This window comes from Terrabacter koreensis, from assembly GCF_054783315.1.
The window spans coordinates 21,137-43,242 of record NZ_BAAGQU010000013.1; the positions used below are offsets into that span (position 1 = coordinate 21,137).

Annotated in this window: 22 protein-coding genes; 11 read left to right on the top strand and 11 right to left on the bottom strand. The window is 71.5% G+C overall.

Annotation, left to right across the window (positions count from 1 at the left end):
- Positions 1-101: 101 nt before the first annotated feature.
- The gene (locus ACYVNR_RS20770; protein ID WP_461050800.1) at positions 102-2,633 is read left to right on the top strand and encodes a penicillin acylase family protein; all 2,532 of its coding nucleotides are present in this window, start codon (positions 102-104) and stop codon (positions 2,631-2,633) included.
- Here the strand turns inward: ACYVNR_RS20770 and ACYVNR_RS20775 are convergent.
- Positions 2,630-3,298 (bottom strand): 5-formyltetrahydrofolate cyclo-ligase, encoded by a 669-nt coding sequence (locus ACYVNR_RS20775; protein ID WP_461050743.1) that lies wholly within the window; start codon positions 3,296-3,298, stop codon positions 2,630-2,632. The genes ACYVNR_RS20770 and ACYVNR_RS20775 overlap by 4 nt on opposite strands.
- Before the next feature lie 59 nt (positions 3,299-3,357).
- Between ACYVNR_RS20775 and ACYVNR_RS20780 the strand changes: the two genes are divergently transcribed.
- The 5 genes from ACYVNR_RS20780 (at position 3,358) to ACYVNR_RS20800 (ending at position 8,963) form a co-directional block, all read left to right on the top strand.
- Positions 3,358-6,000, top strand: a complete 2,643-nt coding sequence (locus ACYVNR_RS20780) for a UTP--glucose-1-phosphate uridylyltransferase (RefSeq protein WP_461050745.1) — start codon at positions 3,358-3,360, stop codon at positions 5,998-6,000.
- 83 nt (positions 6,001-6,083) lie between these two features.
- Entirely contained in the window at positions 6,084-6,557 is a 474-nt protein-coding gene (moaC, locus tag ACYVNR_RS20785) for a cyclic pyranopterin monophosphate synthase MoaC (RefSeq protein WP_461050747.1), read from the top strand.
- Positions 6,550-7,044: a MogA/MoaB family molybdenum cofactor biosynthesis protein gene (locus ACYVNR_RS20790; protein ID WP_461050749.1), complete on the top strand. Its 495-nt coding sequence runs from the start codon at positions 6,550-6,552 to the stop codon at positions 7,042-7,044. Before moaC ends, ACYVNR_RS20790 begins: the two co-directional genes overlap by 8 nt.
- Positions 7,045-7,108: 64 nt before the next feature.
- Entirely contained in the window at positions 7,109-7,747 is a 639-nt protein-coding gene (locus ACYVNR_RS20795) for a GNAT family N-acetyltransferase (protein WP_458801564.1), read from the top strand.
- 70 nt (positions 7,748-7,817) lie between these two features.
- Positions 7,818-8,963: a hypothetical protein gene (locus tag ACYVNR_RS20800; protein WP_461050752.1), complete on the top strand. Its 1,146-nt coding sequence runs from the start codon at positions 7,818-7,820 to the stop codon at positions 8,961-8,963.
- A 122-nt stretch (positions 8,964-9,085) separates the two neighbouring features.
- Here the strand turns inward: ACYVNR_RS20800 and ACYVNR_RS20805 are convergent, their stop codons facing one another.
- On the bottom strand, positions 9,086-10,300 hold the full coding sequence (locus ACYVNR_RS20805; RefSeq protein WP_461050754.1) for an AI-2E family transporter: 1,215 nt from the start codon (positions 10,298-10,300) through the stop codon (positions 9,086-9,088).
- 144 nt (positions 10,301-10,444) lie between these two features.
- Between ACYVNR_RS20805 and ACYVNR_RS20810 the strand changes: the two genes are divergently transcribed.
- Entirely contained in the window at positions 10,445-11,008 is a 564-nt protein-coding gene (locus tag ACYVNR_RS20810; RefSeq protein ID WP_461050756.1) for a hypothetical protein, read from the top strand.
- A 51-nt stretch (positions 11,009-11,059) separates the two neighbouring features.
- Positions 11,060-11,923: an SDR family oxidoreductase gene (locus tag ACYVNR_RS20815; RefSeq protein ID WP_461050758.1), complete on the top strand. Its 864-nt coding sequence runs from the start codon at positions 11,060-11,062 to the stop codon at positions 11,921-11,923.
- Here ACYVNR_RS20815 and ACYVNR_RS20820 read toward each other — a convergent pair.
- From ACYVNR_RS20820 to ACYVNR_RS20845, 6 genes are all read right to left on the bottom strand, one after another.
- A complete protein-coding gene (locus ACYVNR_RS20820; protein WP_461050760.1) occupies positions 11,920-13,104 on the bottom strand; it encodes an acetate/propionate family kinase in 1,185 nt (394 codons plus the stop codon). The genes ACYVNR_RS20815 and ACYVNR_RS20820 overlap by 4 nt on opposite strands.
- Complete coding sequence (pta, locus tag ACYVNR_RS20825) at positions 13,101-15,188, bottom strand: phosphate acetyltransferase (protein WP_461050762.1); 2,088 nt, start codon at positions 15,186-15,188, stop codon at positions 13,101-13,103. The genes ACYVNR_RS20820 and pta overlap by 4 nt, the downstream gene beginning before the upstream one ends.
- A 9-nt stretch (positions 15,189-15,197) precedes the next feature.
- On the bottom strand, positions 15,198-15,734 hold the full coding sequence (locus tag ACYVNR_RS20830; protein ID WP_461050764.1) for an OsmC family protein: 537 nt from the start codon (positions 15,732-15,734) through the stop codon (positions 15,198-15,200).
- A gap of 125 nt (positions 15,735-15,859) precedes the next feature.
- Positions 15,860-16,708, bottom strand: coding sequence for a DUF72 domain-containing protein (locus tag ACYVNR_RS20835; protein ID WP_458801579.1), 849 nt, complete (start codon positions 16,706-16,708; stop codon positions 15,860-15,862).
- Positions 16,709-16,742: 34 nt separating this feature from the next.
- Positions 16,743-17,918, bottom strand: coding sequence for a magnesium and cobalt transport protein CorA (locus tag ACYVNR_RS20840; RefSeq protein WP_045186777.1), 1,176 nt, complete (start codon positions 17,916-17,918; stop codon positions 16,743-16,745).
- Positions 17,919-18,183: 265 nt separating this feature from the next.
- Complete coding sequence (locus tag ACYVNR_RS20845; protein ID WP_045186774.1) at positions 18,184-18,483, bottom strand: MerR family transcriptional regulator; 300 nt, start codon at positions 18,481-18,483, stop codon at positions 18,184-18,186.
- Between the two features lie 85 nt (positions 18,484-18,568).
- Between ACYVNR_RS20845 and ACYVNR_RS20850 the strand changes: the two genes are divergently transcribed.
- A complete protein-coding gene (locus ACYVNR_RS20850) occupies positions 18,569-18,892 on the top strand; it encodes a hypothetical protein (RefSeq protein ID WP_461050767.1) in 324 nt (107 codons plus the stop codon).
- 181 nt (positions 18,893-19,073) lie between these two features.
- On the opposite strand, the gene ACYVNR_RS20855 is transcribed toward ACYVNR_RS20850, so the two are convergent.
- On the bottom strand, positions 19,074-19,823 hold the full coding sequence (locus ACYVNR_RS20855; RefSeq protein ID WP_461050769.1) for an SDR family oxidoreductase: 750 nt from the start codon (positions 19,821-19,823) through the stop codon (positions 19,074-19,076).
- 126 nt (positions 19,824-19,949) lie between these two features.
- Here ACYVNR_RS20855 and ACYVNR_RS20860 point away from each other — a divergent pair, with 126 nt between their 5' ends.
- Both ACYVNR_RS20860 and ACYVNR_RS20865 read left to right on the top strand, forming a co-directional pair.
- The gene (locus ACYVNR_RS20860; RefSeq protein WP_458801583.1) at positions 19,950-20,561 is read left to right on the top strand and encodes a TetR/AcrR family transcriptional regulator; all 612 of its coding nucleotides are present in this window, start codon (positions 19,950-19,952) and stop codon (positions 20,559-20,561) included.
- A 114-nt stretch (positions 20,562-20,675) separates the two neighbouring features.
- A complete protein-coding gene (locus ACYVNR_RS20865; RefSeq protein ID WP_458801584.1) occupies positions 20,676-20,873 on the top strand; it encodes a DUF1660 family phage protein in 198 nt (65 codons plus the stop codon).
- Positions 20,874-20,937: 64 nt separating this feature from the next.
- Here the strand turns inward: ACYVNR_RS20865 and ACYVNR_RS20870 are convergent, their stop codons facing one another.
- Together ACYVNR_RS20870 and ACYVNR_RS20875 are read right to left on the bottom strand one after the other, a co-directional pair.
- Complete coding sequence (locus ACYVNR_RS20870; protein WP_045186764.1) at positions 20,938-21,231, bottom strand: winged helix-turn-helix transcriptional regulator; 294 nt, start codon at positions 21,229-21,231, stop codon at positions 20,938-20,940.
- Positions 21,228-21,632: a VOC family protein gene (locus ACYVNR_RS20875; RefSeq protein ID WP_045186760.1), complete on the bottom strand. Its 405-nt coding sequence runs from the start codon at positions 21,630-21,632 to the stop codon at positions 21,228-21,230. Before ACYVNR_RS20875 ends, ACYVNR_RS20870 begins: the two co-directional genes overlap by 4 nt.
- Positions 21,633-22,106: the final 474 nt, after the last annotated feature.

Sequence of the window (22,106 nt, forward strand, 5' to 3'; positions counted from 1 at the left end):
CGGGCGTGGGCCGCGCCCCTCGGCGGTGGCCTAGGCTCGTTCGCGTGTCACGGTTGAAGCGCGCTCGTCAGATCGTCCTGCTCGTCGTCGTCCTCCTCGTCATGGCGGTGGTCGGGACGAGCATCGTGGCGATCTCCGTGGTGCGACAGTCGTTCCCTGAGACGGCCGGCGAGCTGCAGATCGAGGGCCTGACCAGCGCGGTCTCCGTCAGCCGCGACGACCGCGGCATCCCGTCGATCTACGCCGACAACGCCAACGACCTCTTCCGCGCGCAGGGCTTCGTCAGCGCCCAGGACCGCTTCTTCGAGATGGACCTGCGCCGGCACGTGACGGCCGGCCGGCTCGCCGAGCTCGTCGGCAGCTCGGCCGTCGACACCGACAAGGTGATCCGCACGATGGGATGGCGTCGCGTCGCCGAGCAGGAGCTGCCCAAGCTCGCGCCCGAGACGCGGCAGTACCTCCAGGCGTACGCCGACGGTGTCAACGCGTACATCAAGCAGGCCGGCTCTCCGGAGAAGATGTCGCTCGAGTACACCGTGCTCTCGCGGCGCAACCCGAACTACCGCGTCGAGCCGTGGACCCCCGTCGACTCGCTCGCGTGGCTCAAGGCGATGGCCTGGGACCTGCGCGGCGACTACCGCGACGAGCTCGCCCGCGCCCAGCTGTCGCGGACCACGCGCTCGCTCAAGCAGATCAACCTGCTCTACCCGCCCTACCCGGTCGACCGGAACCTGCCGATCCTCTCGCCCCAGGACTGGCAGCCGGCGGCCGAGGCCGACCAGGCAGCCAGCGCCGAGCCTGCCGCGCTCCGGCAGTTCCGCTCCGCCGACGGCAGCACGGCCGTCGCGTCGGCGCTCGCGTCGATCGAGGCCGTGCCGGCCCTGCTCGGGCGCGGCGACGGCATCGGCTCCAACTCGTGGGTCGTCTCCGGCAGCCGCACGACCACCGGCAAGCCGCTGCTCGCCAACGACCCCCACCTGGCCCTCTCCATCCCCGGCATCTGGGGGCAGGTCAACCTCCAGTGCCGCACGGTGAGCGCTGCGTGCCCGTTCCGGGTCTCGGGCTTCACCTTCTCGGGCCTGCCCGGCGTCGTCATCGGCCACAACGACAAGGTCGCCTGGGGCATGACGAACCTCGGCCCCGACGTCACCGACTTCTTCCTCGAGCAGGTCACCGGCGACTCGTACCTGCGCGACGGCAGCAACGAGCCGCTCGTCCAGCGCAAGGAGGTCATCAAGGTCGCGGGCGGGGCCGATGTCCCCATCACCGTGCGCTCGACCGTGCACGGGCCGGTCCTGTCCGACGTCGTGCCGGCCATCGACACCGCGGGCGACCGCAGCGTCGTGCGTGGGGCCGCCCAGTCCAACAGGTATGCCGTGTCGCTGGCCTGGACGGCGCTGACCCCGGGCACGACGGCCGACGCGATCTTCGCGCTCAACAAGGCCGGCAGCTGGTCCGACTTCCGCAAGGCGGCCGCGCTCTTCTCGGTGCCGTCGCAGAACCTTGTCTACGCCGACACCGCGGGCCACATCGGCTACCAGGCGCCGGGCAAGATCCCCGTCCGCCGCTCCTCGACCCCGGGCGCGCCGCCCGGCTTCTGGCCGGCGCCCGGCTGGGACTCGCAGTGGGACTGGAAGGGCTACGTGCCCTTCGACGACCTGCCGCAGACGTTCGACCCGGCCGAGGGCTTCATCGTCACCGCCAACCAGGCCGTCACGGCGAGCCAGACCCCGTTCCTCACCTCGGAGTGGGACTACGGCTTCCGGGCCCAGCGCATCCGCACCCTGCTGGCGGCGGCGCCGAAGGTCTCGCCCGAGACGATGACGCAGATCCAGGGCGACAGCCGCAACACGTACGCGTCGGGCCTCGTCGAGCGGCTGCTCGCCGTCCAGGTCGACGACTTCACGGCCCAGGCCCAGCGGCTGCTGCGTGACTGGGACGGCGGCCAGCCCAGCGACAAGTCCCGTGACTCCGCCTCCGCCGCGTACTACAACGCGGTGTGGAAGTACCTCCTCGAGCTGACCTTCGACGAGCTGCCGCCCGACATCGCCCCGGACGGCGGCAGCCGGTGGATGGTCGTCATGGAGCAGCTGCTCAAGGACCCCAAGAACGACTGGTGGGACGACAAGACGACGCCGGGTGTCACCGAGGGCTCGGGCGAGATCCTCAAGCGCGCCCTCGTCGAGGCCCGGCTCGACCTGGCCCGTGAGCTCGGCAAGGTGCCGGCGACGTGGCGCTGGGGCCGGCTGCACCAGCTCGACCTCAAGCACCAGGTGATGGGCGCCGAGGGCGTGCCGTCCGTGGTGCAGAGCCTCTTCAACCGTGAGGACATCGAGCTCGGCGGCGGCAACTCCATCGTCAACGCCAACTCGTGGAACGCCTCGAAGCCGGGCTACGACGTCACCAACGGGCCGTCGATGCGCATGGTCGTCGACCTCGGCAACCTCGACGCGTCACGCTGGGTCAACTCGACCGGGCAGTCCGGGCACACCTACGACGACCACTACGCCGACCAGGTGGACGCGTGGGCGGCCAACGAGACCTTCCCGTGGCCGTTCAACCAGAACGCCGTACGCGACGCCTCCGCCGACGAGCTCACCCTCGTCCCGCTGAAGCCGGCGACGACGCCCTAGCGCAGGCGGACGACGCGACCCGTCGTCGTCACGTAGCCGTCGACCGGTACGTCGTGGTCATCGCTCGGCAGGTCGGCCTCGCTCTGCTCGCCCTCGTGCAGCAGGGTGATGACGGGCGCCGCGGAGTCGCGGTGCAGCAGGGCGCGGTCGTAGCAGCCACCGCCCTGGCCGAGGCGGGTGCCGTGCGCGTCGACGGACAGGCCGGGAGTGACGACGAGGTCGCACGTCGCGAGGGCGTCGGTGCCGAGCCAGCCGTCCCGTGCGGCATACGCGTCGGTGTCGGTGTCGGTGTCGGTGTCGGTGTCGGTGGCGGTGTCGGTGGCGGTACCGGTGTCGGCGGCCGCGGCGAGACGGCTGGGCCGGCTCACGGTCGCGCGGTCGCCCGACGCGCCGCGGACGGCATACCTCCACTGGAGCGACCAGTCGTCGAGGACCACGGGCACGATGACCTCGTGCCCGGCGTCGAGCAGCTCCTTGACGAGGCGTCCGGTGGGCGGCTCGTCGGGCAGCGACTCGTAGACGGCCACCCGGGACGGGTCGGGGACGAAGCGTAGCACCGCCTCGGCGAGGGCGGCCGCCGACGCCTCGCGGTCCATCGAGGCGGCGAGCCCACGCCGGCGGGCTCGTGCGGCGTGACGGAGGTCACGCTTGTCGGGAGCGCTCACGGGGTCCACATTTGCCGCACTCGGCTGCGCCACATACGGCCCATCGTAAGGTGATGGCCATGAGTGACCAGGGGCTCCAGGCGTCCGTCGCACTGATGCGCGAACGGGGCCTCGGTCCCGAGGCGATCAAGGTGTTCGAGCACTACTACCTGCAGCTGCAGGGCGGCGCCCAGGGCACGATCCCCGAGGACTCCATCGAGCCCCTCGGCGAGGTGCAGACCCTGCGCGAGGTCAGGGTCTCCGACGAGGAGGCGCGCGAGGCGCTGTCGCGCACGGCCGTCATCAAGCTCAACGGCGGCCTCGGCACCGGGATGGGCATGACCGGTGCGAAGTCGGCCCTCGAGGTCAAGGACGGCCTGACCTTCCTCGACATCATCGCCCTGCAGGTGCTCGCGCTGCGCAAGCGGTGGGACGTCGAGCTGCCGCTCGTGCTGATGAACAGCTTCCGCACGTCGGAGGAGTCGCTCAAGATCCTCTCGAAGTACGCCGACCTGCCCGTCGAGGGTCTCCCGCTGGACTTCATCCAGAACGCCGAGCCGAAGCTGCGCCCCGACGACCTCATGCCGGTCGAGTGGCCCGCCGACCCCGAGCTCGAGTGGTGCCCGCCGGGTCACGGTGACGTCTACGTCTCCCTCGTGACCTCCGGGGTGCTCGACGCCCTGCTGGAGAAGGGGATCCGCTACGCGTTCCTCTCCAACTCCGACAACCTGGGCGCCACGTGCGACCCCGACGTCGCCGCGTGGATGGTCGAGCACGGTCTGCCGTACGTCGCCGAGGTCTGCAAGCGCACCAAGAGTGACCGCAAGGGCGGTCACCTGGCGGTGCGCAAGGCCGACGGGCGCATCGTGCTGCGCGACACCGCCCAGGTGGCCGAGGGCGACGAGCGGCACTTCCGCGACATCAAGCGGCACAACACCTTCAACGCCAACAACGTGTGGATCGACCTGCGGGTGCTGCGTGAGCGGATGACCGCCAAGGAGGGCGTGCTCGGGCTGCCCATCATCGTCAACCGCAAGAACGTCGACCCTGCCGACCCGTCCTCGCCCGAGGTCATCCAGATGGAGTCGGCGATGGGCACGGCGATCGAGGTCTTCGAGGGCTCGGAGGCGCTGCTGGTGCCGCGCACGCGGTTCCGTCCGGTCAAGACGACCAACGACCTGCTGGTCATCCGCTCCGACTTCTTCTCGCTCGACGACGAGTACCACGTCGTGGCGGCCGTCGACGGGCCCGAGCCGTTCGTCGACCTCGACTCCGCCTACCGCTTCGTGCCCGGCTTCGAGAAGCGCTTCCCCAACGGCGTGCCCTCGATGCGCGACTGCACGAGCCTGCGCGTCATCGGCGACCCGGTCTTCGGCCGCAACGTCAGGTGCGTCGGCGAGGTGCTCATCGACGGCTACCGGCGCGTGCTCGATGACGCCGTTCTGGGCGAGCTGCCCACTCCGGCAACGGTGCCCGTCGAGACGCCCGGCGACGTGCGCACGGTCGACGAGCACCTCAAGGCGATCCTGTCGACCCTCGAGCCGTCCCCGACCGAGTGGACCCCGCTCACCGAGGCCCTCGGCCTGGTCGTGGCTCGCGACGTGCGCGCCAAGGTCGACCTGCCGCACTTCGACAACTCGTCGATGGACGGGTATGCCGTCCGCGCCGAGTCGCTCGCGGGTGCGTCCGACGCTCCGGTCCGGCTGCGCATCGTCGGCGAGGTCGCTGCGGGAGACGCCCCCACCTTCTCGGTGGGCCCGGGCGAGGCGGCGCGCATCATGACGGGTGCACCGATGCCCGAGGGCGCCGACGCCGTCATCGCGGTCGAGGACACCGACGGCGCGGCGACCGGAGAGGTCGAGTGCCGCGTCGCGGTCGATGCCGGTCGCTACGTGCGGCCGCGCGGCGAGGACGTCGCCTCGGGGTCGGTCGTCGTCTCGGCCGGCGAGGTGGTCGGGGCGCGCACGATCGCACTGCTGGCCGCGTGCGGCTACGCGGAGGTCGAGGTGCACCGTCGCCCGCACGTCGTCGTCCTCTCGACCGGTGCGGAGCTCGTCGAGCCCGGAAAACCGTTGCAGCCCGGCCAGATCCACGACTCCAACTCGTCCATGCTGTGGGCTGCCGCCGTGGGTGCGGGGGCCTCGGCCGAGATCCGCGCCGCAGTCGGCGACTCCGACGACGAGCTCGTCAAGGCGCTCGACGAGGTGGTCGGCGAGGCCGATGTCGTCATCACGAGCGGCGGCGTCTCGATGGGCGCCTACGACGTCGTCAAGAGCGCTCTCCAGGGTGAGGGCATCGAGTTCGTCAAGGTGGCCATGCAGCCCGGCAAGCCGCAGGGCTTCGGACTGCTCACCGGCCCGAACGGGCGTCGGGTGCCGCTCTTCGCGCTGCCCGGCAACCCGGTGTCGTCGTTCGTCTCGTTCGAGGTGTTCGTTCGTCCGGCGCTGCGACGCCTGATGCGGCTCAACCCCGAGAAGCGCCGCCTGCGGCCCGCCACCCTGATCTCGGGGGTCGAGTCGTACGGCGGGCGGCGTCAGTTCGGGCGCGCCGTCGTCTCGCGGTCCGCCGAGGGCACGCTGGTTGCCGTGCCGGTCGCCGGGCAGGGGTCGCACTTCGTCGCCGACCTCGCGAAGGCCAACGCCCTCTTCGTCGTGCCCGAGGACGTCACCGAGCTCGTCGCCGGTGAGGTCGTCGACGTGCTCGTGCTCGACCGGGACGCCTGATGAGCACGCCGGGGACGAGCCCGAGCGGCCTTTCGGACCCCAACGAGCCTGCCGGCCCCACTGCACCGGCTCACCCGCCAGACGTGACAGATCCGTCGCTCACCCACGTGCGCGCCGACGGCACCGCCCACATGGTCGACGTCTCCGCCAAGGCGGTCACCGCCCGTGAGGCGAGCGCCGCCGGGCGCGTGCTGCTGAGTGCCGACGCCGTCGCGGCGCTGAGGTCGGGCACCGTGCCGAAGGGCGATGCGCTCGCGGTGGCCCGCATCGCCGGCATACAGGCGGTCAAGCGCACCCCCGAGCTGATCCCGCTGGCACACCCGATCGCGGTCCACGGCGTCGAGGTCGACGTCACGGTCTCCGACGACGGCGCCGACATCTCGGCGACGGTGCGCACGGCCGACCGCACCGGCATCGAGATGGAGGCGCTGACGGCGGTGTCCGTCGCGGCGCTCGCCCTCATCGACATGGTCAAGGCGGTCGACAAGCACGCCCGCATCACCGACGTGCGCGTCACCGCGAAATCGGGGGGACGGTCGGGGGACTGGCGTGAGTGACGGTTTCGGCGCCGGGCGCAGCGCGGTCGTGGTCGTGGCGTCGACCCGGGCGGCGGCCGGCGCCTACGAGGACAAGTCGGGGCCGGTCGTCGTCGAGCGTTTGCGGGCCTGGGGCTTCGAGGTCGGTGACCCGGTGGTCGTGCCCGACGGCGACGAGCTCGGTCGCGCGCTTCGCGTGGCCCTCGCCGGCGAGCCGGCGCTCGTCCTCACCAGCGGCGGCACGGGTCTGACGCCCACCGACGTGACGCCGGAGCAGACCGCCCCGCTGCTCGACCGGCTCGTTCCCGGTGTCGCGGAAGCGATGCGGGCGGCGGGCGTGGCCAAGGGCGTGCCCACGGCGATGCTCTCGAGGGGGCTCGTCGGCCTGGCCGGCCACACGTTCGTCGCCAACCTCCCCGGCTCACGCGGCGGGGTGACCGACGCGCTCGACGTGCTCGAGCCGGTGCTCGGGCACGCCCTCGACCAGGTCCCGGGCAGCGACCACTGATGGCGCTTGCGACGTCCGCGGTCTGCACGACGGGTCTCGTCCTCCTGCCGACGGCGGGGCCGGCATGAGGATGCCGTGGCGTCCGCACCGCGACGGCCGGGCCCAGTGGCCCGTCGTCCTGCGTGACGCCTCGGCCGACCCGCCGCTGGTGCTGCGACCTCTGCGCCTCGACGACGAGCGTGACTGGCAGCGGGTGCGCCGCGACAACGCCGCTCACGTGCAGCCCTGGGAGCCGACCCTGCCCCCGGGTGCGCCGGCGCGGCCGCCGGTGTCGTTCCGCCAGTTCGTGCGCGACCTCGACGCCGAGGCCCGCGCCGACCGCGCGATGCCGTGGTGCATCGAGGTCGGCGGCCGCATCGTCGGGCAGGTGCACCTCTTCGGGATCGTCCGCGCGGCGCAGCAGTCCGGCGCTGCCGGCTACTGGCTCGACGAGTCGGTGACCGGGCGGGGGATCGCCACCCGCGCGCTGGCCCTGGCCGTCGACCATGCCCTCGGCGCGGGTGGCCTGCACCGGGTCGAGGTCAACATCCGGCTCGACAACGAGAAGTCGCTGCGGGTGGTGGAGCGGCTCGGTCTGCGCGACGAGGGCGTACGCCGGCGGTTCCTCCACATCGACGGAGCGTGGCGCGACCACCGGTCGTTCGCCGTGACGACCGAGGACCTCGAGGGAGCGACCCTCATGACACGCCTGTCACAGGTGTAACACCAGCCTCTTGCGCGACACGCCTCGAATGTGCGGGGTGTGCGTCGAGGCGCGTCCTACCGTGGGTCACGTGCCAGTCAGCAGCCTCATCTTCGTCGTCATCGTGGCGATCTGGGCTGCCTATCTCATCCAGCACTGGGCGCGCCGCCGCGAGGACGCCGCCGCCACGCGTTCCGTCGACGGGTTCTCCGAGGCCATGCGCGTCCTCGAGAAGCGTCCCGCCCTGCCCACGACCGAGCTGAGCACCCCCCGGCCCCACTCGTATGCCGTCAAGCCCGCCCGCGTGGGCGGCCCGACGGTCGACGTGAAGCGGGCCGTTCCCGCCGGCTCCTCGCGCCGCCACTCGCCCCTCGTGGCACGCCGCACCGACGAGCAGGTCCACGCGACCGAGCTCGCCGAGGTGACGTCGGCGCCGTCGAGCCGCACCGACCACGACATCGCTCCCTACGCCACCGAGGTGGACCGCATGCACGAGTCAGCGCGCCAGTCGAGCACTCCCGGGCCTCGCCGTCGGCCCGTCAGTGCTCCGGCACCTGCTCGAGTTCCGATGGGGCAGAGGCGAGTTCGCGCCGTGCTGCTCCTCGTGGCGCTGTTGTGGGTTCCGACCTCGATCGTCCTCACCGTCACCGGGCTGCTGATGTGGATCTCGATCCCGTTCGCCGTGCTCACCGTCGCCGCCGTGCTCGTGTGGCTGCGGGCCGAGGCACAGGCCGACACGCTGCGCACCGCCCGGCCCGAGGCGCGCGACGGGCGCGAGGCCCGCGGCCGTCGTCGCCGCCGCGAGCGCCGTCACGACGACTACGACTGGACCGCGACGCACGTTCCCGTCCTGTCGAGCGAGGACACCCAGGTCATCCGCAGCTCGGCCTCCGCCGTGGCTGTCGGCGTCGAGCAGATGGTGACCGTGCAGACCACGTCGGCCGACGCGCCGGCGGCACACGCTCAGGCTCCGGCCCCGGTCGAGCCGGGCGTCTTCGACGTGCAGGCTCCGGTCGCGAACGAGGTGGCCGCTGAGTCCGAGCCGGAGGCCACGCCCGAGGGCAGCTGGAGCCCCGTGCCCGTGCCGAAGCCCACCTACGCGCTCAAGGCGAAGGCCGAGCCGCGCTTCACCGAGGGCGGCATCCCCGCCGACGTCTTCGACACCCCGGAGTTCGCCGACGAGGCCGAGGAGCTCGACGACCGGGCTCTCTTCGCCCGTCGCGCCGTCTCGCAGTAGGGCTGACCGGCTCACACCTCGCCCACGTACAAACCCCGCCCCGGCGGACGTGTCGCGGTCTGTGCCGGGGACGGCCGGGCCGCCGGTCCCGGGGCCGGGGCCGGCCCGGGGCCCCGGGACGGTCAGGCGTTGGCTGGGGCGCTGCCGTCGTCGGCGGACTCGGAGAGCTCTCGGTCGAGCTGCTGGGGGCTCTCGTCGCTGAAGAGGTGCTTGCCGACCGCGTTGAGCACCGCCGCGAACGGGACGGCCACGAGCGCCCCCACGATGCCCGCGATGATCGACCCGGTCGCGATGGCGAGGATGACGGCGAGCGGGTGCACGCTGACGGCCTTGCCGAGCAGGAACGGCTGAAGCACGTGCGACTCGAGCTGCTGCACGCCGATGACGACGGCCAGCATGATGAGCGCGACCCCCGGGCCGTGCGCGACGAGCGCGAGAAGCACCGCGACGGCTCCGGACAGCAGGGCGCCGACGATGGGGATGAACGCCAGCAGGAACACGAGGATGCCGATGGCGAAGGCGAACGGCACCTTGAGGATCGCGGCGCCGGCGGCGATGCCGATCGCGTCGACGAACGCGACGATCATCGTGGCCCGCACGAAGGCGGACAGCTGGTGCCAGGCGATGATCCCGGACGAGTCGACGCGCGGGCGGGTGGCGCGCGGGAAGAGCCGCACGACCCAGCCCCAGATGCGCGGCCCCTCGTAGAGGAAGAAGAAGAGCGAGAAGAGCGCGATGAACAGCCCGGCGATGAAGTGCGTGGCCGTCAGGCCGACCGAGGTAGCGGTGTCTCCGAGGTTGCCCGACTGGCTGACCTTGTCGCGGACCGTGTTGAAGTACTCGTCGAACTGGGCGTCGGTGATCTTGAACGTCGTGCGCACCCAGTCGCGGATGCGCTCGAGCCCGGTGGCGACCTGGGACGTCAGGTCGGAGAAGCCGCTGCTGAACTGCGACCCGACGAGGGTGAACAGGGCGCTGACGAGGATGAGCATGCCGAGGACGGTGAGTCCTGCGGCGCCGCCGGGCTTGAGCCGACGGGCCTGCAGCCACAGGGCGACCGGTCGCAGCAGCGCGGTGAGCAGGATGGCGATGGCCACCGGCACGATGATCTCGGAGACGGCTCGCACCGCCTGCGACAGCACGTAGAGGGCGGCGCCGATGAGGAGGATGCGCCAGGCCCAGTCGGCTGCGATGCGCATGCCGGGCGGCACCTCGGCCGCCTCGATGCCTGGCAGCTCGGGCGCGAAGGGCGGCGCCACCTCGTCGGCAGGGGGGTTTGCGGGGGCCGGGGGCTCGGGCGTCCGGACGGAGGGGGCGTCAGCCGCTTTGTCGGTCACGGAGCCACCGTATGCCGCCGCGAGCCGCTTCCGGGGGACCGACCCCTTCTCCTCCCCGCCCAAAACGGCACTCAAGGCATCACGATCTGGCATCGAGCGGCAGCCTCGCTGCGCGACGGGCGCGGGACTGGCGACACTCGGCAGGTGACCATCCCGTGGCCGAAGGCGCCGCCGCTGCCACCTCCGCCGCGCCGTCACCGTGACGTCGGCTGGTGGGTGGCTGCGGTGCTGATCGGGCTGACGGGCGCGACCGTTGCCGCGCTCGTGACGATCTTTGCGGTGGGGCTGTGGGTCTATGCGACCCACGACCGGATCGAGCTGATCGACCGTCCGGAGGTCATGGAGGTCGTGGACGCCGGGTGCACCAGGCTGCGGGCGGACCTGGCGGCGAACCCTGTCGATCGTGCGCTGCAGGCGCCGCAGCGGGCCGCTGCGATCGCGGCGCAGGACAGGGCCATCCGCACGTTCGTGGACGGCGTGAGGGGCGCTCTCGACCCGCGGGTGCGCGCGGATGACGTCCCCGTCGACGAGTGGCTCGACGACTGGACGCGGCTCGTCGACGCTCGCGAGAAGGTCGCCGAGGCGCTCGCCCGCGGGGCGACGGCGAGGATGGTGGTCCCCCGCGGCGGGGCTCTGCCGATCACCGAGCGCATGGCGTCGGTGGGGCTCGACTGTGCGGACCTCACCGCGCTGGTTCGGCTCCCCTGACCACCCGCCTCCGCGATCCCGGTGGCGTCTGCGGCTGCGTACGCTCGGGGGATGAGTGACACCTCTGCGGCCGACCGTCCCACGCTTGCCGTCACCGGCTCGACGGGCTGGCTCGGTGGCCTCGTCGCCCGCGACCTCGCGGCGAAGGGCGTGCCCCAGCGGTTGCTCGTCCGCGACGTCGGCCGCGCGCCCGACCTCGCGGGAGCGCTGCCGGTCCGGGCCGCGTACGCCGACCGGGCCGCTTCGGAGGCGGCGCTGGCAGGGGTGGAGACCCTCCTCATGGTGTCGGCGGCGGAGAACGAGCACCGTCTCGCCGAGCACCGCGCGTTCGTCGACGCCGCCGCGGCTGCGGGTGTGCGGCACGTCGTGTACGTGTCGTTCTTCGGGGCGGCGCCGGATGCGACCTTCACGCTGGCGCGAGACCACGCAGCGACCGAGCAGCACCTGAAGGACTCCGGCGTGGCGTGGACCTTCCTGCGCGACAACCTCTACCTCGAGTTCGTCGACCAGATGGTCGGCGAGGACGGCGTCATCCGTGGGCCGGCGGGCAACGGGCGGGTCGCCGTCGTGGCGCACGAGGACATCGCGCGGGTCGCGACGGCGGTGCTCCTCGACCCGTCCGCGCACGCCGGCGAGACCTACAGCCTCACCGGTCCCGAGGCGTTGACCTTCTCCGAGATGGCGGCCGTCGTCGGCGAGGTCACCGGCCGTGACGTGAGCTTCCACGACGAGACGGTCGAGGAGGCATACGCGTCGCGCGCGGTCTACGGGGTTCCGGACTGGCAGGTCGACGCGTGGGTGTCGACCTACATGGCCGCCGCGAAGGGCGAGCTCGACGGCGTGACCGACGACGTCGAGCGCCTCACCGGCCGGCCGCCGCTCTCGCTGCGCGCCTACCTCGAGTCGCGGCGCTAGCCGACCAGCGCAGCGGTCTGGCGGGCGATGGCCAGCTCCTCGTTGGTCGGCACGACGGCGACGACCACGCGCGAACCGTCGGGCGAGATGACCCGCGCCTGCTTCGAGCGGGCACCGTTGCGGGCCCGGTCGATCGAGATGCCCAGACCCTCGAGCCCCTCGGTCACGGCCGCGCGCAGGGCGACGCTGTTCTCGCCGATGCCTGCGGTGAAGACGAGCACGTCGATGCCGCCGAGGATCGCGAGGTACGCGCCGACGTAGTGCTTGAGCCGGTGCACGACGACGTCGAACGCGAGGCGGGCGTCTGCGTCGCCGTCGGCGAGGCGCTGCTCGAGCTCGCGGAAGTCGTTGACACCACTGAGCCCCAGCACCCCCGACTTCTTGTTGAGCAGGGTGTCGATCTCGTCGAGCGAGAGGCTCGCTTCACGGCCGAGGTACGCGTGCAGGCCGGGGTCGACGTCGCCGGAGCGAGTGCCCATGACGAGTCCCTGCAGCGGGGTCAGGCCCATGGACGTGTCGACCGCGACGCCGCCGCGCACCGCAGAGGCCGAGCAGCCGTTGCCGAGGTGCAGGATGACCTGCCGCAGCTCGCCGACCGGCCGGTCGAGCAGGTCGGCGGCGGCCTGCGACACCCACTGGTGCGAGGTGCCGTGGAAGCCGTAGCGACGGATCGCGTGCTTCTGCGCGAGGTCGCGGGGCACGGCATACGTCGACGCCGCCGGCGGGAGCGAGGAGAAGAAGGCGGTGTCGAAGACGGCGACGTGCGGCACGTCGAAGTGCGCGCGGGCTGCCTCGATGCCCGTGACGGCGGCTGGGTTGTGCAGTGGCGCAAGGGCGCTCAGCTCGCGCACCCGGTCGAGCACGGCATCGTCGATGACGACCGGCTCGGAGAAGCCGGGCCCGCCGTGCACGACCCGGTGGCCCACGGCGCGCAGCCGGACGCTCCCGAGGTCGATGCCGTCGCCCCGCAGCTCGTCGGTCATCCGCTCCAGCGCCGCCGAGTGGTCGGCGACGTCGCTGCCGGACTCGCCGATGCGCTCGATCGTGCCGCCCGCCTGCTTCTCGCCGCTCTCGGGCACGACGAGCTGGTACTTCAGCGACGACGAGCCGGCGTTGAGGACGAGGACCGGCTGGGGGCCGCTCGACGCATCGGACGGGTGAGTGTTGTGGTTCTCGCTCAACGGGCTGCTCCCTGCTGGGCCTGGACCGCCGTGATGGCGACGGTGTTGACGATGTCGTCGACCAGGGCGCCTCTCGACAGGTCGTTGACCGGCTTGCGCAGGCCCTGCAGCACCGGGCCGATGGCGACGGCGTGAGCGCTGCGCTGCACCGCCTTGTAGGTGTTGTTGCCCGTGTTGAGGTCGGGGAAGACGAACACGGTGGCGTGGCCGGCCACCGGGGAGTCGGGCATCTTCGCGCGGCCGACGTCGGGGTCGATGGCGGCGTCGTACTGGATCGGTCCGGCGAGCGCGAGGTCGGGGGCTCGCTCGGTGACGAGCTCCGTTGCGGCCCTGACCTTCTCGACGTCGGCGCCGGACCCGCTGGCTCCGGTGGAGTACGACAGCATCGCGACGCGGGGCGCGATGCCGAACTGCTGCGCCGTCTGCGCCGACGAGACCGCGATGTCGGCGAGCTGCTCGGCGCTCGGGTCGGGAATGACGGCGCAGTCGCCGTAGACGAGCACGCGGTCGGCGAGGCACATGAGGAAGACGCTCGACACCGTCTTGACGCCCTCGGCCGTCTTGACGAACTCGAGGGCCGGCCGGATGGTGTGGGCCGTCGTGTTCACGGCACCCGAGACCATGCCGTCGGCGAGGCCGAGGTGCACCATCATGGTGCCGAAGTAGGAGATGTCGGTGACGACCTCGCGCGCCCGCTCGACGGTCATGCCCTTGTGCGCCCGCGCGGCGGCATACTCCTCGGCGAAGCGCTCGACCAGCTCGGGGTCGTGCGGCGAGACCACCGCTGCCGCGTCGAGGTCGAGGCCGAGACTCGAGCCGCGGGCCCGCACCTTCGTCTCGTCGCCGAGGAGCGTGAGGTCGGCGACGCCGCGCCGCAGCAGGATGTCGGCGGCCTCGAGGATGCGGTCGTCCTGGCTCTCGGGGAGCACGATGTGCCGACGGTCGGACCGCGCCCGCTCCATGAGCTGGAACTCGAACATCAGTGGCGTGCGCACCTCTGAGGCCGACACGTCGATGGCGGCGAGCAGCGCTGTGGCGTCGATGCTCTCGGAGAAGAGGCGCCGCGCCGACTCGATCTTGTTGCGCGACCCCTTGGTCATCGGCCCGCGCACCTGCATGAGGCGCTCGGCCGTGCGGAAGGTGCCGTCGTCGGTGAGGGCGATGGGCAGGTCCTGCTGCACGCCGGCCGAGAGTCGCGCGATCGTCTCGGGGATCGGGTAGCCGCCCGTGAGGATGATGCCGGCCAGGGTCGGGAAGGTGCCCGACTGGTGCGCCAGGAGGAGGCCCGGGATGAGGTCGCTGCGGTCGCTCGGGGCGATGATCGTGACGTCGGGCCCGATGCGTGCCAGCACGTTGGGCAGGCTCATCGCGGCGACGACGAGGCCGAGGCTGTCGCGGTCCATCCACGACTCACTGCCGAGGACGAGCCGGGCGTCGATGGCCTCGGCGAGCGCGCGGAAGCTCGGCGCCGACAGCAGCGCGTTCTCGGGGATGGCGCCGGTGACGGGAAAAGGCAACGACGACAGGACGTTTCGCACCTCGTCGAGATCGTCGGGCTCGACTCGGTTGGCGACGACGGCCACCGTCTGGGCGTGGTGGGCGCGCAGCTCGGCGACCGCTCCGTCGGCGGCCACGCGGATCTGGTCGGGCGTGCGGCCGCGACCGTGCACGACGAGCACGACGGCCGACCCGAGGTTCGCAGCGACCCTGGCGTTGAACGACAGCTCGGTGCCGGTGGAGACGTCGGTGTAGTCGGAGCCGACGACCACGACGACGGCGAAGCGGGCGCTCAGGGCGCCGAACTTCTCGACGATGACGTGCAGCGCCTCGTCGGGGTCGTCGTGCGCCTGGGCGTAGGTGACGCCGATGGCCTCCTCATAGGTCTGGTCGACGCCGGGTTGGCTGACGAGCATCTCGACGATGTGGTCGACCTCGTCGTCCGGGCCGCTGCCGCCGAGCGTGGTCAGCGGGCGGAAGAGGCCGACCGAACCGACCTCGCGGAGGAGGGCGTCGAGCAGGCCCAGGGCCACCGCGGACTTGCCCGTCAGACCCTCCGGGGAGGTGACGTAGACGCTTCGGCTCACGACACGAACCTAGCGAACGGTTCCCGATGCCGGGTCGGGACCGCCGACGCGGCGCGACACGGTGAAGGTCGGCGGCCGGCGCAGCGACTGCCCGACGACGCAGTAGCGCTCGGTCGCGGTGGCGAGCCGCTCGAGGGTCGCGTCGTCGGCGTCGGTCGTCACCTCTGCCACGACGCGGGGCCCGATGACGCCGACGGGCGCCTCCCGGTCGATGCCGAGCGTGCCGCGCGCGTCGAAGGTGGCCTCGGCGCGGACCGTCACGTCGCGCAGGTCGACGCCGAAGGCGGTGGCGACGGCGTGGAGCGTGACGCCGGCACACGCGGCGAGCGCCTCCATCAGCATGTCGCCCGAGCACGCGTCGGCTCCGTCGCCGCCGGTGGCGCGGTGCAGGCCCGCGCGCACGGGACCGGCCCAGGTGCTCACCTCGACGGTGGGCGGCTCGTCGAACCTCGCGCTCGCCGACACCGAGGTCAGCGCGCTGTCGGGGTCGTCGCGGTAGCGCTGCTTGAGCGGTGTCTGCGCCGCGCGCAGCTCGTCACGGTTCACCGGCACGCCCTGAGGTGTGCGTGCCGGGCGGGGCAGGGTGTCATCGTGGCCTCCGGGCTCGTCGGACGCGGTCACCGACAACGTATGCCGTCAGGTGCCGTCCGCGCCCGACGTGCGAGGCCGCGTCACCGGTCCTCGCGCTCCGCGGGACCGCGCGCGATGCCGAGGCGATCGAGCAGGCGCAGGGCGTCGTGGGGTGCGTGACCCTTGGCGTCGTTGTCGAAGTAGACGTGCACGTCGTGCCCCTCGTCGAGCCAGCCACGGCACGTGCGTGCCCACCGGTCGAGCGACGCGTCGGTGTAGCCGCTCGCGTAGAGCTCGGTCTCGCCGTGCAGCCGCACGTAGCGGAAGTCGCTCGTGGCGTCCCGCATCACGGGCCACTTCCCGGCGCTGTCGGCGACGACGAGCGCCACCCCGTGCTCCGTGCACAGGGCACGGGCGGCGTCCGAGTCGAAGCTCTCGTGGCGTGGCTCGAGCGCGTGGCGCAGGGGCACGTCCGCCTCGACCTCGGTGAGACTGCGGCCCTCTTTGACCTTGTCGTCGTGCTTCGAAGCGAGGTGGGCCGCCGCGCCCGTGGTGCGCGGGAGCAGCTCGAAGAACGACGCCAGCCGGTCGGGCTCGAAGTGCAGCCGCTCCGGCAGCTGCCACAAGACCGGACCGAGCTGCTCACCGAGGGCGAGCACCCCGCTGGCGAAGAAGTTCGCGAGTGGGGTCTCGACGTCACGCAGCGCCTTGAGGTGCGTGATGAAGCGACCGCCCTTGACGGCGAAGACGACGTCAGGCGGAGCGGCGGCCCGCCAGGCGGCATACGAGCTCGGGCGTTGGAGGGAGTAGAACGACCCGTTCACCTCGATCGACGTCATCCGCTCGGCGGCATACGCCAGCTCGAGGCGCTGGGGGAGCCCCTTCGGGTAGAAGTCGCCGCGCCAGGAGGGGTAGCGCCACCCGGAGACGCCGACGAGTGCACGGGGCATGGATCCCCCTTACCCACAGCGCCTCCGGAGCGGGCTAGATCCAGCGACGACCCTTGAAGACGCCGTAGAGGGCGGCGCTGACGACGCCCATCATGCCGAGCGCGAACGGGTAGCCGAAACGCCAGTGCAGCTCGGGCATGGCGTCGAAGTTCATCCCGTAGACCGTTCCGATGAGGGTCGGCGCGAAGAGGATGGCGGCCCACGCCGAGATCTTCTTGACCTCCTCGTTCTGGTCCATGCTCGCCTCGGTGAGGGTCTTCATCTCCTCGTTCTGCTTCTGCGCGACGAGCGTGGCGTTGACCGTGAGGATGTCGCGGAGCAGGTGGCGGAAGCCGTCGACCTGCTCGCGCACCGCGGTGAGGTGGTCCTCGACGTCGCGGAGGTAGCGGCGCAGCTCCTCGTCGGTGCCGTACTTCTCGAAGCCGGCCGAGAGCGACTGGATGACCGTCGCGAGCGGGCGGACGGCACGCTCGAACTCGATGACCTCGCGGCTCAGCTCGTAGATGCGTCGCGAGACCGCCGGGTCGCCGCGGAACACCTCGGTCTCGATCTCGTCGATGTCGTTGTGCAGCCCACGGACGACCGGCAGGTAGCCGTCGACGACCCGGTCGAGGATCGCGTAGAGCACGGCCTCGGGGCCGCGGGCGAGCAGCTCGGGGTCGCTCTCGAGGCGTCGCCGTACGGCCGAGAGGTCAGGGGCCTCGCTGTGGCGCACCGTGATCGCGAAGTCCGGACCCACGAAGACGTGCACCTCGCCGAACTCGACCTGCTCCGTCGCGTCGACGTAGCGCGCGGCCCGCAGCACGACGAAGAGCGTGTCTCCGTAGCGCTCGATCTTGGGTCGCTGGTGCGCCACGATCGCGTCCTCCACGGCGAGCTCGTGCAGGTCGAACTCGTTTGCGAGAGCGGCGACTTCGTCCTGCGTGGGTCGGTAGAGCCCGATCCAGCCGACTGCGCCGTCCCGCTCACGGAGGGTGCGGAACGTCTCTGCGAGGGTCGCGGGGGAGTCGGTGCGTCGGCCGTCGACGTAGACGGCGCTGTCGACGACGCTGGCGCCCTCGCGGTGCTGGCGCCTGGTCGACGCGTGCTCCACCGGGTGCCCGGTGTGCGGTGCGTGGTCGGACGGGGCGGGTCGGCGGACGCGACCGGCCAGGCTGCGGATGGGGTTGCGGGTGGTGGTGCGGGTGGTGGTGCGGGTGCGCTCGGACATGACGACCTCCCGTGGGCGGGACGAAGGGGCGGCGGACGGCGTCGTGAGAGCCGCCGCGAGCCCTGCCGCACGTCGTGTCGTGCGGGTCTCGAGCGGTCAGCCCTCGTCGGTCGTATGACTGGGAGGCTCTCCGCACATGGGGACCCACCTCCTGCCGTCGCCGCGACGTGCCCGTATGCCGTCGCCCCGGGGAGTCTAGCCGCGACGGGCGGGTGCCGGGCGGGCGTTCCCACCCCGTCGGACACCTCGTCACGCCGTCCGTCGGTCAGCGACGCCGGCGTCGGGCCTCCGACTCGAGGCTGCGGACCCGGCTCTCGAGGCCGAGCACCTTCTCGATGCCCGCGAGGTTGAGGCCCTCGTCGAGGAGCTGGCCGATGCGACGCAGCCGCACGAGGTCGCTGTCGCTGTAGCGGCGGGTGCCGCCGGCGGTCCGCGACGGCCGGAGCAGGCCGCGGGCCTCGTAGAGCCGGAGGTTCTGCACCCCCATGCCGACGAGGTCGGCGGCGACGGTGATGCCGTAGAGGCCGCGCTCGGGGTCGTTCTCGCTGGTGGCTGCCGGGGTCATCGATCCTCGAATCGGGCCTTGCATCGGCGTGCCGCCGGTGCTACAACAAATCTATCGCACACACCACAGATCTGTTGGTGGATCCATGGCGGCTCACGACGTGATGGAGGTGACGACGATGGAGCACCCGTTCGGGCTCGGGACGGTCGACGACCTGGCTCTCGACGTCGACGCGGCCTTCGCCGACATCGTGCTCGCCGACGACGACCTCGTCGACCTGGAGTTCGAGGCGCTCGTCAGTGCCGAGTTCGGCGACCCGACCGACCGTGGTGGCGTCCCGCACGACGACCCCGGAGACGGGCGGACGCGACCGGGACCCCGCGACGCCCTCGATCCGGCTGTCCACCCCGCTGCGACGATCGCCGCGGCCAGACGCCGCAACCGGCAGCGCAGCCCTCCGGAGCCGTGACCTCGTGTTCTCGTAACCGGAGGCGGCCCCGCTGGACGGCGGGTCCGCCGTCACACCAGAAGGAGGTGACGAACGGCCGCCGGGGTCACGGACGGACGCCCGGTTGTCTCTTCGCCATGAGATTCGGGCCGCCCCTGCTTCCGATGGGAAGCAAGGGCGGCCCGCCGTCGTGAGTGGAGCCTCAGAGCTGCTGGGCTCCGCCGTCGACGAAGATCTCTGCGCCGGTCATGAAGCTGCTCTGGTCTCCGGCCAGGAAGAGGGCGACGTTCGCGATCTCCTCCGGCTGACCCATCCGGCCCATCGGGACGGTGGACGCGAGGGTGTCGAGCAGTGCCTTCGTGTCGTCGGGCGTGGGCGCCAGCCCCTCGACGCCCGGCGTCTGCGTCGGACCGGGGATGACCGTGTTGACGCGGATCTTGCGCCCGACCAGCTCGGCAGCCCACGTCCTTGCGAACGAGCGGATGGCGGCCTTGGACGCAGCGTAGACGCCGAAAGCGGGCGTGCCGGCGGTGGCGGCGGTCGACCCGACGAGCACGATGGCGGCGCCGTCGTTGAGCACCGGCAGGGCCTTCTGGACGGTGAAGAGGGTGCCACCCACGTTGCCGTTGAAGGTGTCTGCGAAGTGCTCCGGCGTGATCGCGCCGAGGGGCGCGAACTCACCGCCACCGGCGTTCGCCATGATCACGTCCAGGCCACCGCCGTGCTCCCGGATGACCTCGACGAGCTGGTCGAGGTCCTCGTGCTTGCTGACGTCGCCGCGCACCGCGGTGACGTTGTCGCCCATCGACGCGGCCGCCGCATCCAGCGCCTCCTGCCGTCGACCCGTGATGAAGACGTGCGCGCCCTCGGCGGCGAACCGGCGGGCCGTGGCCAGGCCGATGCCGGAGGTGGCCCCTGTGACGAGCGCGTTCTTGCCGTTGAGCTGTCCCATGATGATCGTCTCTCCTGTTTGTGTATCGATTGGTACAGAAAGAACCTACGCCGGTCCGTTGCGTTTGGCAAATCTGTACCGATCGGTTGCAAACTGGTAGGGTGGCGCGCGGAAGGGGTGAGGTCCTTGAGTCCACGAGGCAGGCCCAGAGGGTTCGATGCCGACAGCGCGCTCGACGCGGCGGTCGAGGTGTTCTGGCGCCACGGCTACGAGGGGGCGTCGCTCGACGACCTCACTCGTGCGATGGGGATCAACCGGCCGAGCATGTATGCCGCGTTCGGCAACAAGGAGCAGCTGTTCCGCGCGGCGGTGGCGCGCTACGCCGAGGTCGACATGGCGTACGCGCGAGAGGCGCTTGCTGAGGAGACTGCGGCCGAGGTCGCGGCCTCGCTCCTGCGGCGGAACGTGGAGTCCGTCACCCGTCCCGGCCGGCCGCCCGGGTGCCTCACCGTGCAGGGAGGAACGGCCTGCGGCGCCGACAACGAGGCCGTCGCCGAGTTCCTCGCGGCCAGTCGGCTCGCGGGTGAGCGGCAGCTCGCAGAGCGGTTTGCGCGTGCGGTCACCGACGGGGACCTGCCGGCCGACGCCGACCCCGACGCGCTGGCTCGGTTCGTCATGATGGTGGCGGAGGGCAACGCGGTCCACGCGGCGGCCGGGGTGGGACCGGAGCAGCTCCTGGCTGCGACCGAGATCGCCCTGTCAGCCTTCGTCGCGCGCGACGCCGGCGCCCGCACCTGACCATCGTGGCGTCTGGTCACGCAGGTGGTCGAAGGGGCTCGACGACACCCGAGGCGACTGGGGCGTCTCATCTGTTGTGCTGACAGCAGCCCGGGTCGGGGAGACACTCGGAGCATGGCTCGCCGCACTCTGCGCTGCGTGATCCTCGGCCACAAGTGGATGTACCAGCGCGCGTCCAGCAAGAGCGTCCGCCGGACCTGTCAACGGTGTCGTGAGTTCGACATCGTCGAGCAGGAGATCGGTCGCGACCCCGCCGACGACAGGTGGAAGCAGGTCGGCGGCGGCACCAGCATGGGCGGCTTCGGCGTGTGACGTCGCCGAAGCGTCGGGTGGTGGCGATGGCCTTTCCCGGCCGGACCCGCTGATCCACGGCTCACTACGGGGCGCGCTGGTCCACTTCGGCACCCCAGCGTCCGAGCGCGACGATCGCCTCTCGCAGTGCGAGCCCGCGCTCGGTCAGCGCGTACGCACGTGTGTTGTGCCGAAGAGGAAGTCGGGACAGCACGCCGGCCGCTTCGAGCTCGCGCAGGCGAGTTGCGAGCATGTTCGTCGGCGCTCCGAGGTCGCGCTGCAGGTCGCCGTAGCGCTGCGGCCCTTCGAGCAGGCGTTCCACGATGAGTAGGGCCCACCGGCTGCCGACGATCTCGAGTGCCGCGGCGAGGTCGGTCACTCGCTCGGATCGGTGTTCGGCTTCATCCAGAACGGCGAGTAGTGGTAGCCGTCGAGGTCATCGAACTGGCGCTGGTACATGAAGGGGTAGTCGTCGGTGTCGCCGATCCGTCCGCCCGCGGCGCCGGCTCGCTCGAGGAGCTCGTCGACTGCCTCGCGGCTGCCGAGGTCGAAGGAAACCGTGACCTTCGACGGGGTGTCAGGTCCGCCGACCAGGTCCTCGACGCCTCCGACGTTCGCGTACATCTCGCGGCTGCCGAGCATGACGTACTGCTCAGGCGCGATCGCGAAGCACGACACGTTGTGATCGGACATCTCGGTGTTGAGGGTCCAACCAAGGGCTGTGTAGAAGTCGGTCGCGCGCTCGACGCTTTCGACCGGGCAGGTGATGAAGAGGCTCATGTCGGCATACTTGCAAAATGCAAGTGAGCCCGTCAAGGCCCACCAACAGCAGAGAGACCGGACGAAAAGCGTGTCCGGTCTCTCTGCCGTCGGTGGAGCTGAGGGGACTCGAACCCCGGACCTTCTCATTGCGAACAGGTGCAGGGTCGTTGTCGTGCTCGTCCTGGTGCGGTGCATGCGTTTTCTCGGCGCCCTTGGCGGGTGGGCGTTTTGGGGTGCGGGGGACACCGGGGGGACACGACTCGAGCACGCGAGTTTGCGCAGTGACGGGAAGGCTTCGCGCTGGGTGGCGCCGCCCAGAAGGCGCTTGCTTGACTCCCGCGCGGGCTGTAGTGGGCAAGTCGCGCTCGGGTCCCCGCGCTTTTCTGCGCCGGAGGCGCAGCTTGAGGCCGGATGTTGCGGGGCGACGAACGTGGCTGTGGCCGGTAGGCGGTCCGCACTGTCAGCGTCGGGTGAAAACTGACCCCTGATCGA

Coding starts and splice junctions, on each gene's coding strand:
- ACYVNR_RS20770 (WP_461050800.1), top strand. CDS start 102: ATGGCGGTGGTCGGGACGAGCATCGTGGCGATCTCCGTGGTGCGACAG.
- ACYVNR_RS20780 (WP_461050745.1), top strand. CDS start 3,358: ATGAGTGACCAGGGGCTCCAGGCGTCCGTCGCACTGATGCGCGAACGG.
- ACYVNR_RS20865 (WP_458801584.1), top strand. CDS start 20,676: ATGGCTCGCCGCACTCTGCGCTGCGTGATCCTCGGCCACAAGTGGATG.
- ACYVNR_RS20850 (WP_461050767.1), top strand. CDS start 18,569: ATGGCGGCTCACGACGTGATGGAGGTGACGACGATGGAGCACCCGTTC.
- ACYVNR_RS20875 (WP_045186760.1), bottom strand. CDS start 21,632: ATGAGCCTCTTCATCACCTGCCCGGTCGAAAGCGTCGAGCGCGCGACC.
- ACYVNR_RS20815 (WP_461050758.1), top strand. CDS start 11,060: ATGAGTGACACCTCTGCGGCCGACCGTCCCACGCTTGCCGTCACCGGC.
- ACYVNR_RS20835 (WP_458801579.1), bottom strand. CDS start 16,708: ATGCCCCGTGCACTCGTCGGCGTCTCCGGGTGGCGCTACCCCTCCTGG.
- ACYVNR_RS20845 (WP_045186774.1), bottom strand. CDS start 18,483: ATGACCCCGGCAGCCACCAGCGAGAACGACCCCGAGCGCGGCCTCTAC.
- ACYVNR_RS20840 (WP_045186777.1), bottom strand. CDS start 17,918: ATGTCCGAGCGCACCCGCACCACCACCCGCACCACCACCCGCAACCCC.
- ACYVNR_RS20795 (WP_458801564.1), top strand. CDS start 7,109: ATGAGGATGCCGTGGCGTCCGCACCGCGACGGCCGGGCCCAGTGGCCC.
- ACYVNR_RS20855 (WP_461050769.1), bottom strand. CDS start 19,823: ATGGGACAGCTCAACGGCAAGAACGCGCTCGTCACAGGGGCCACCTCC.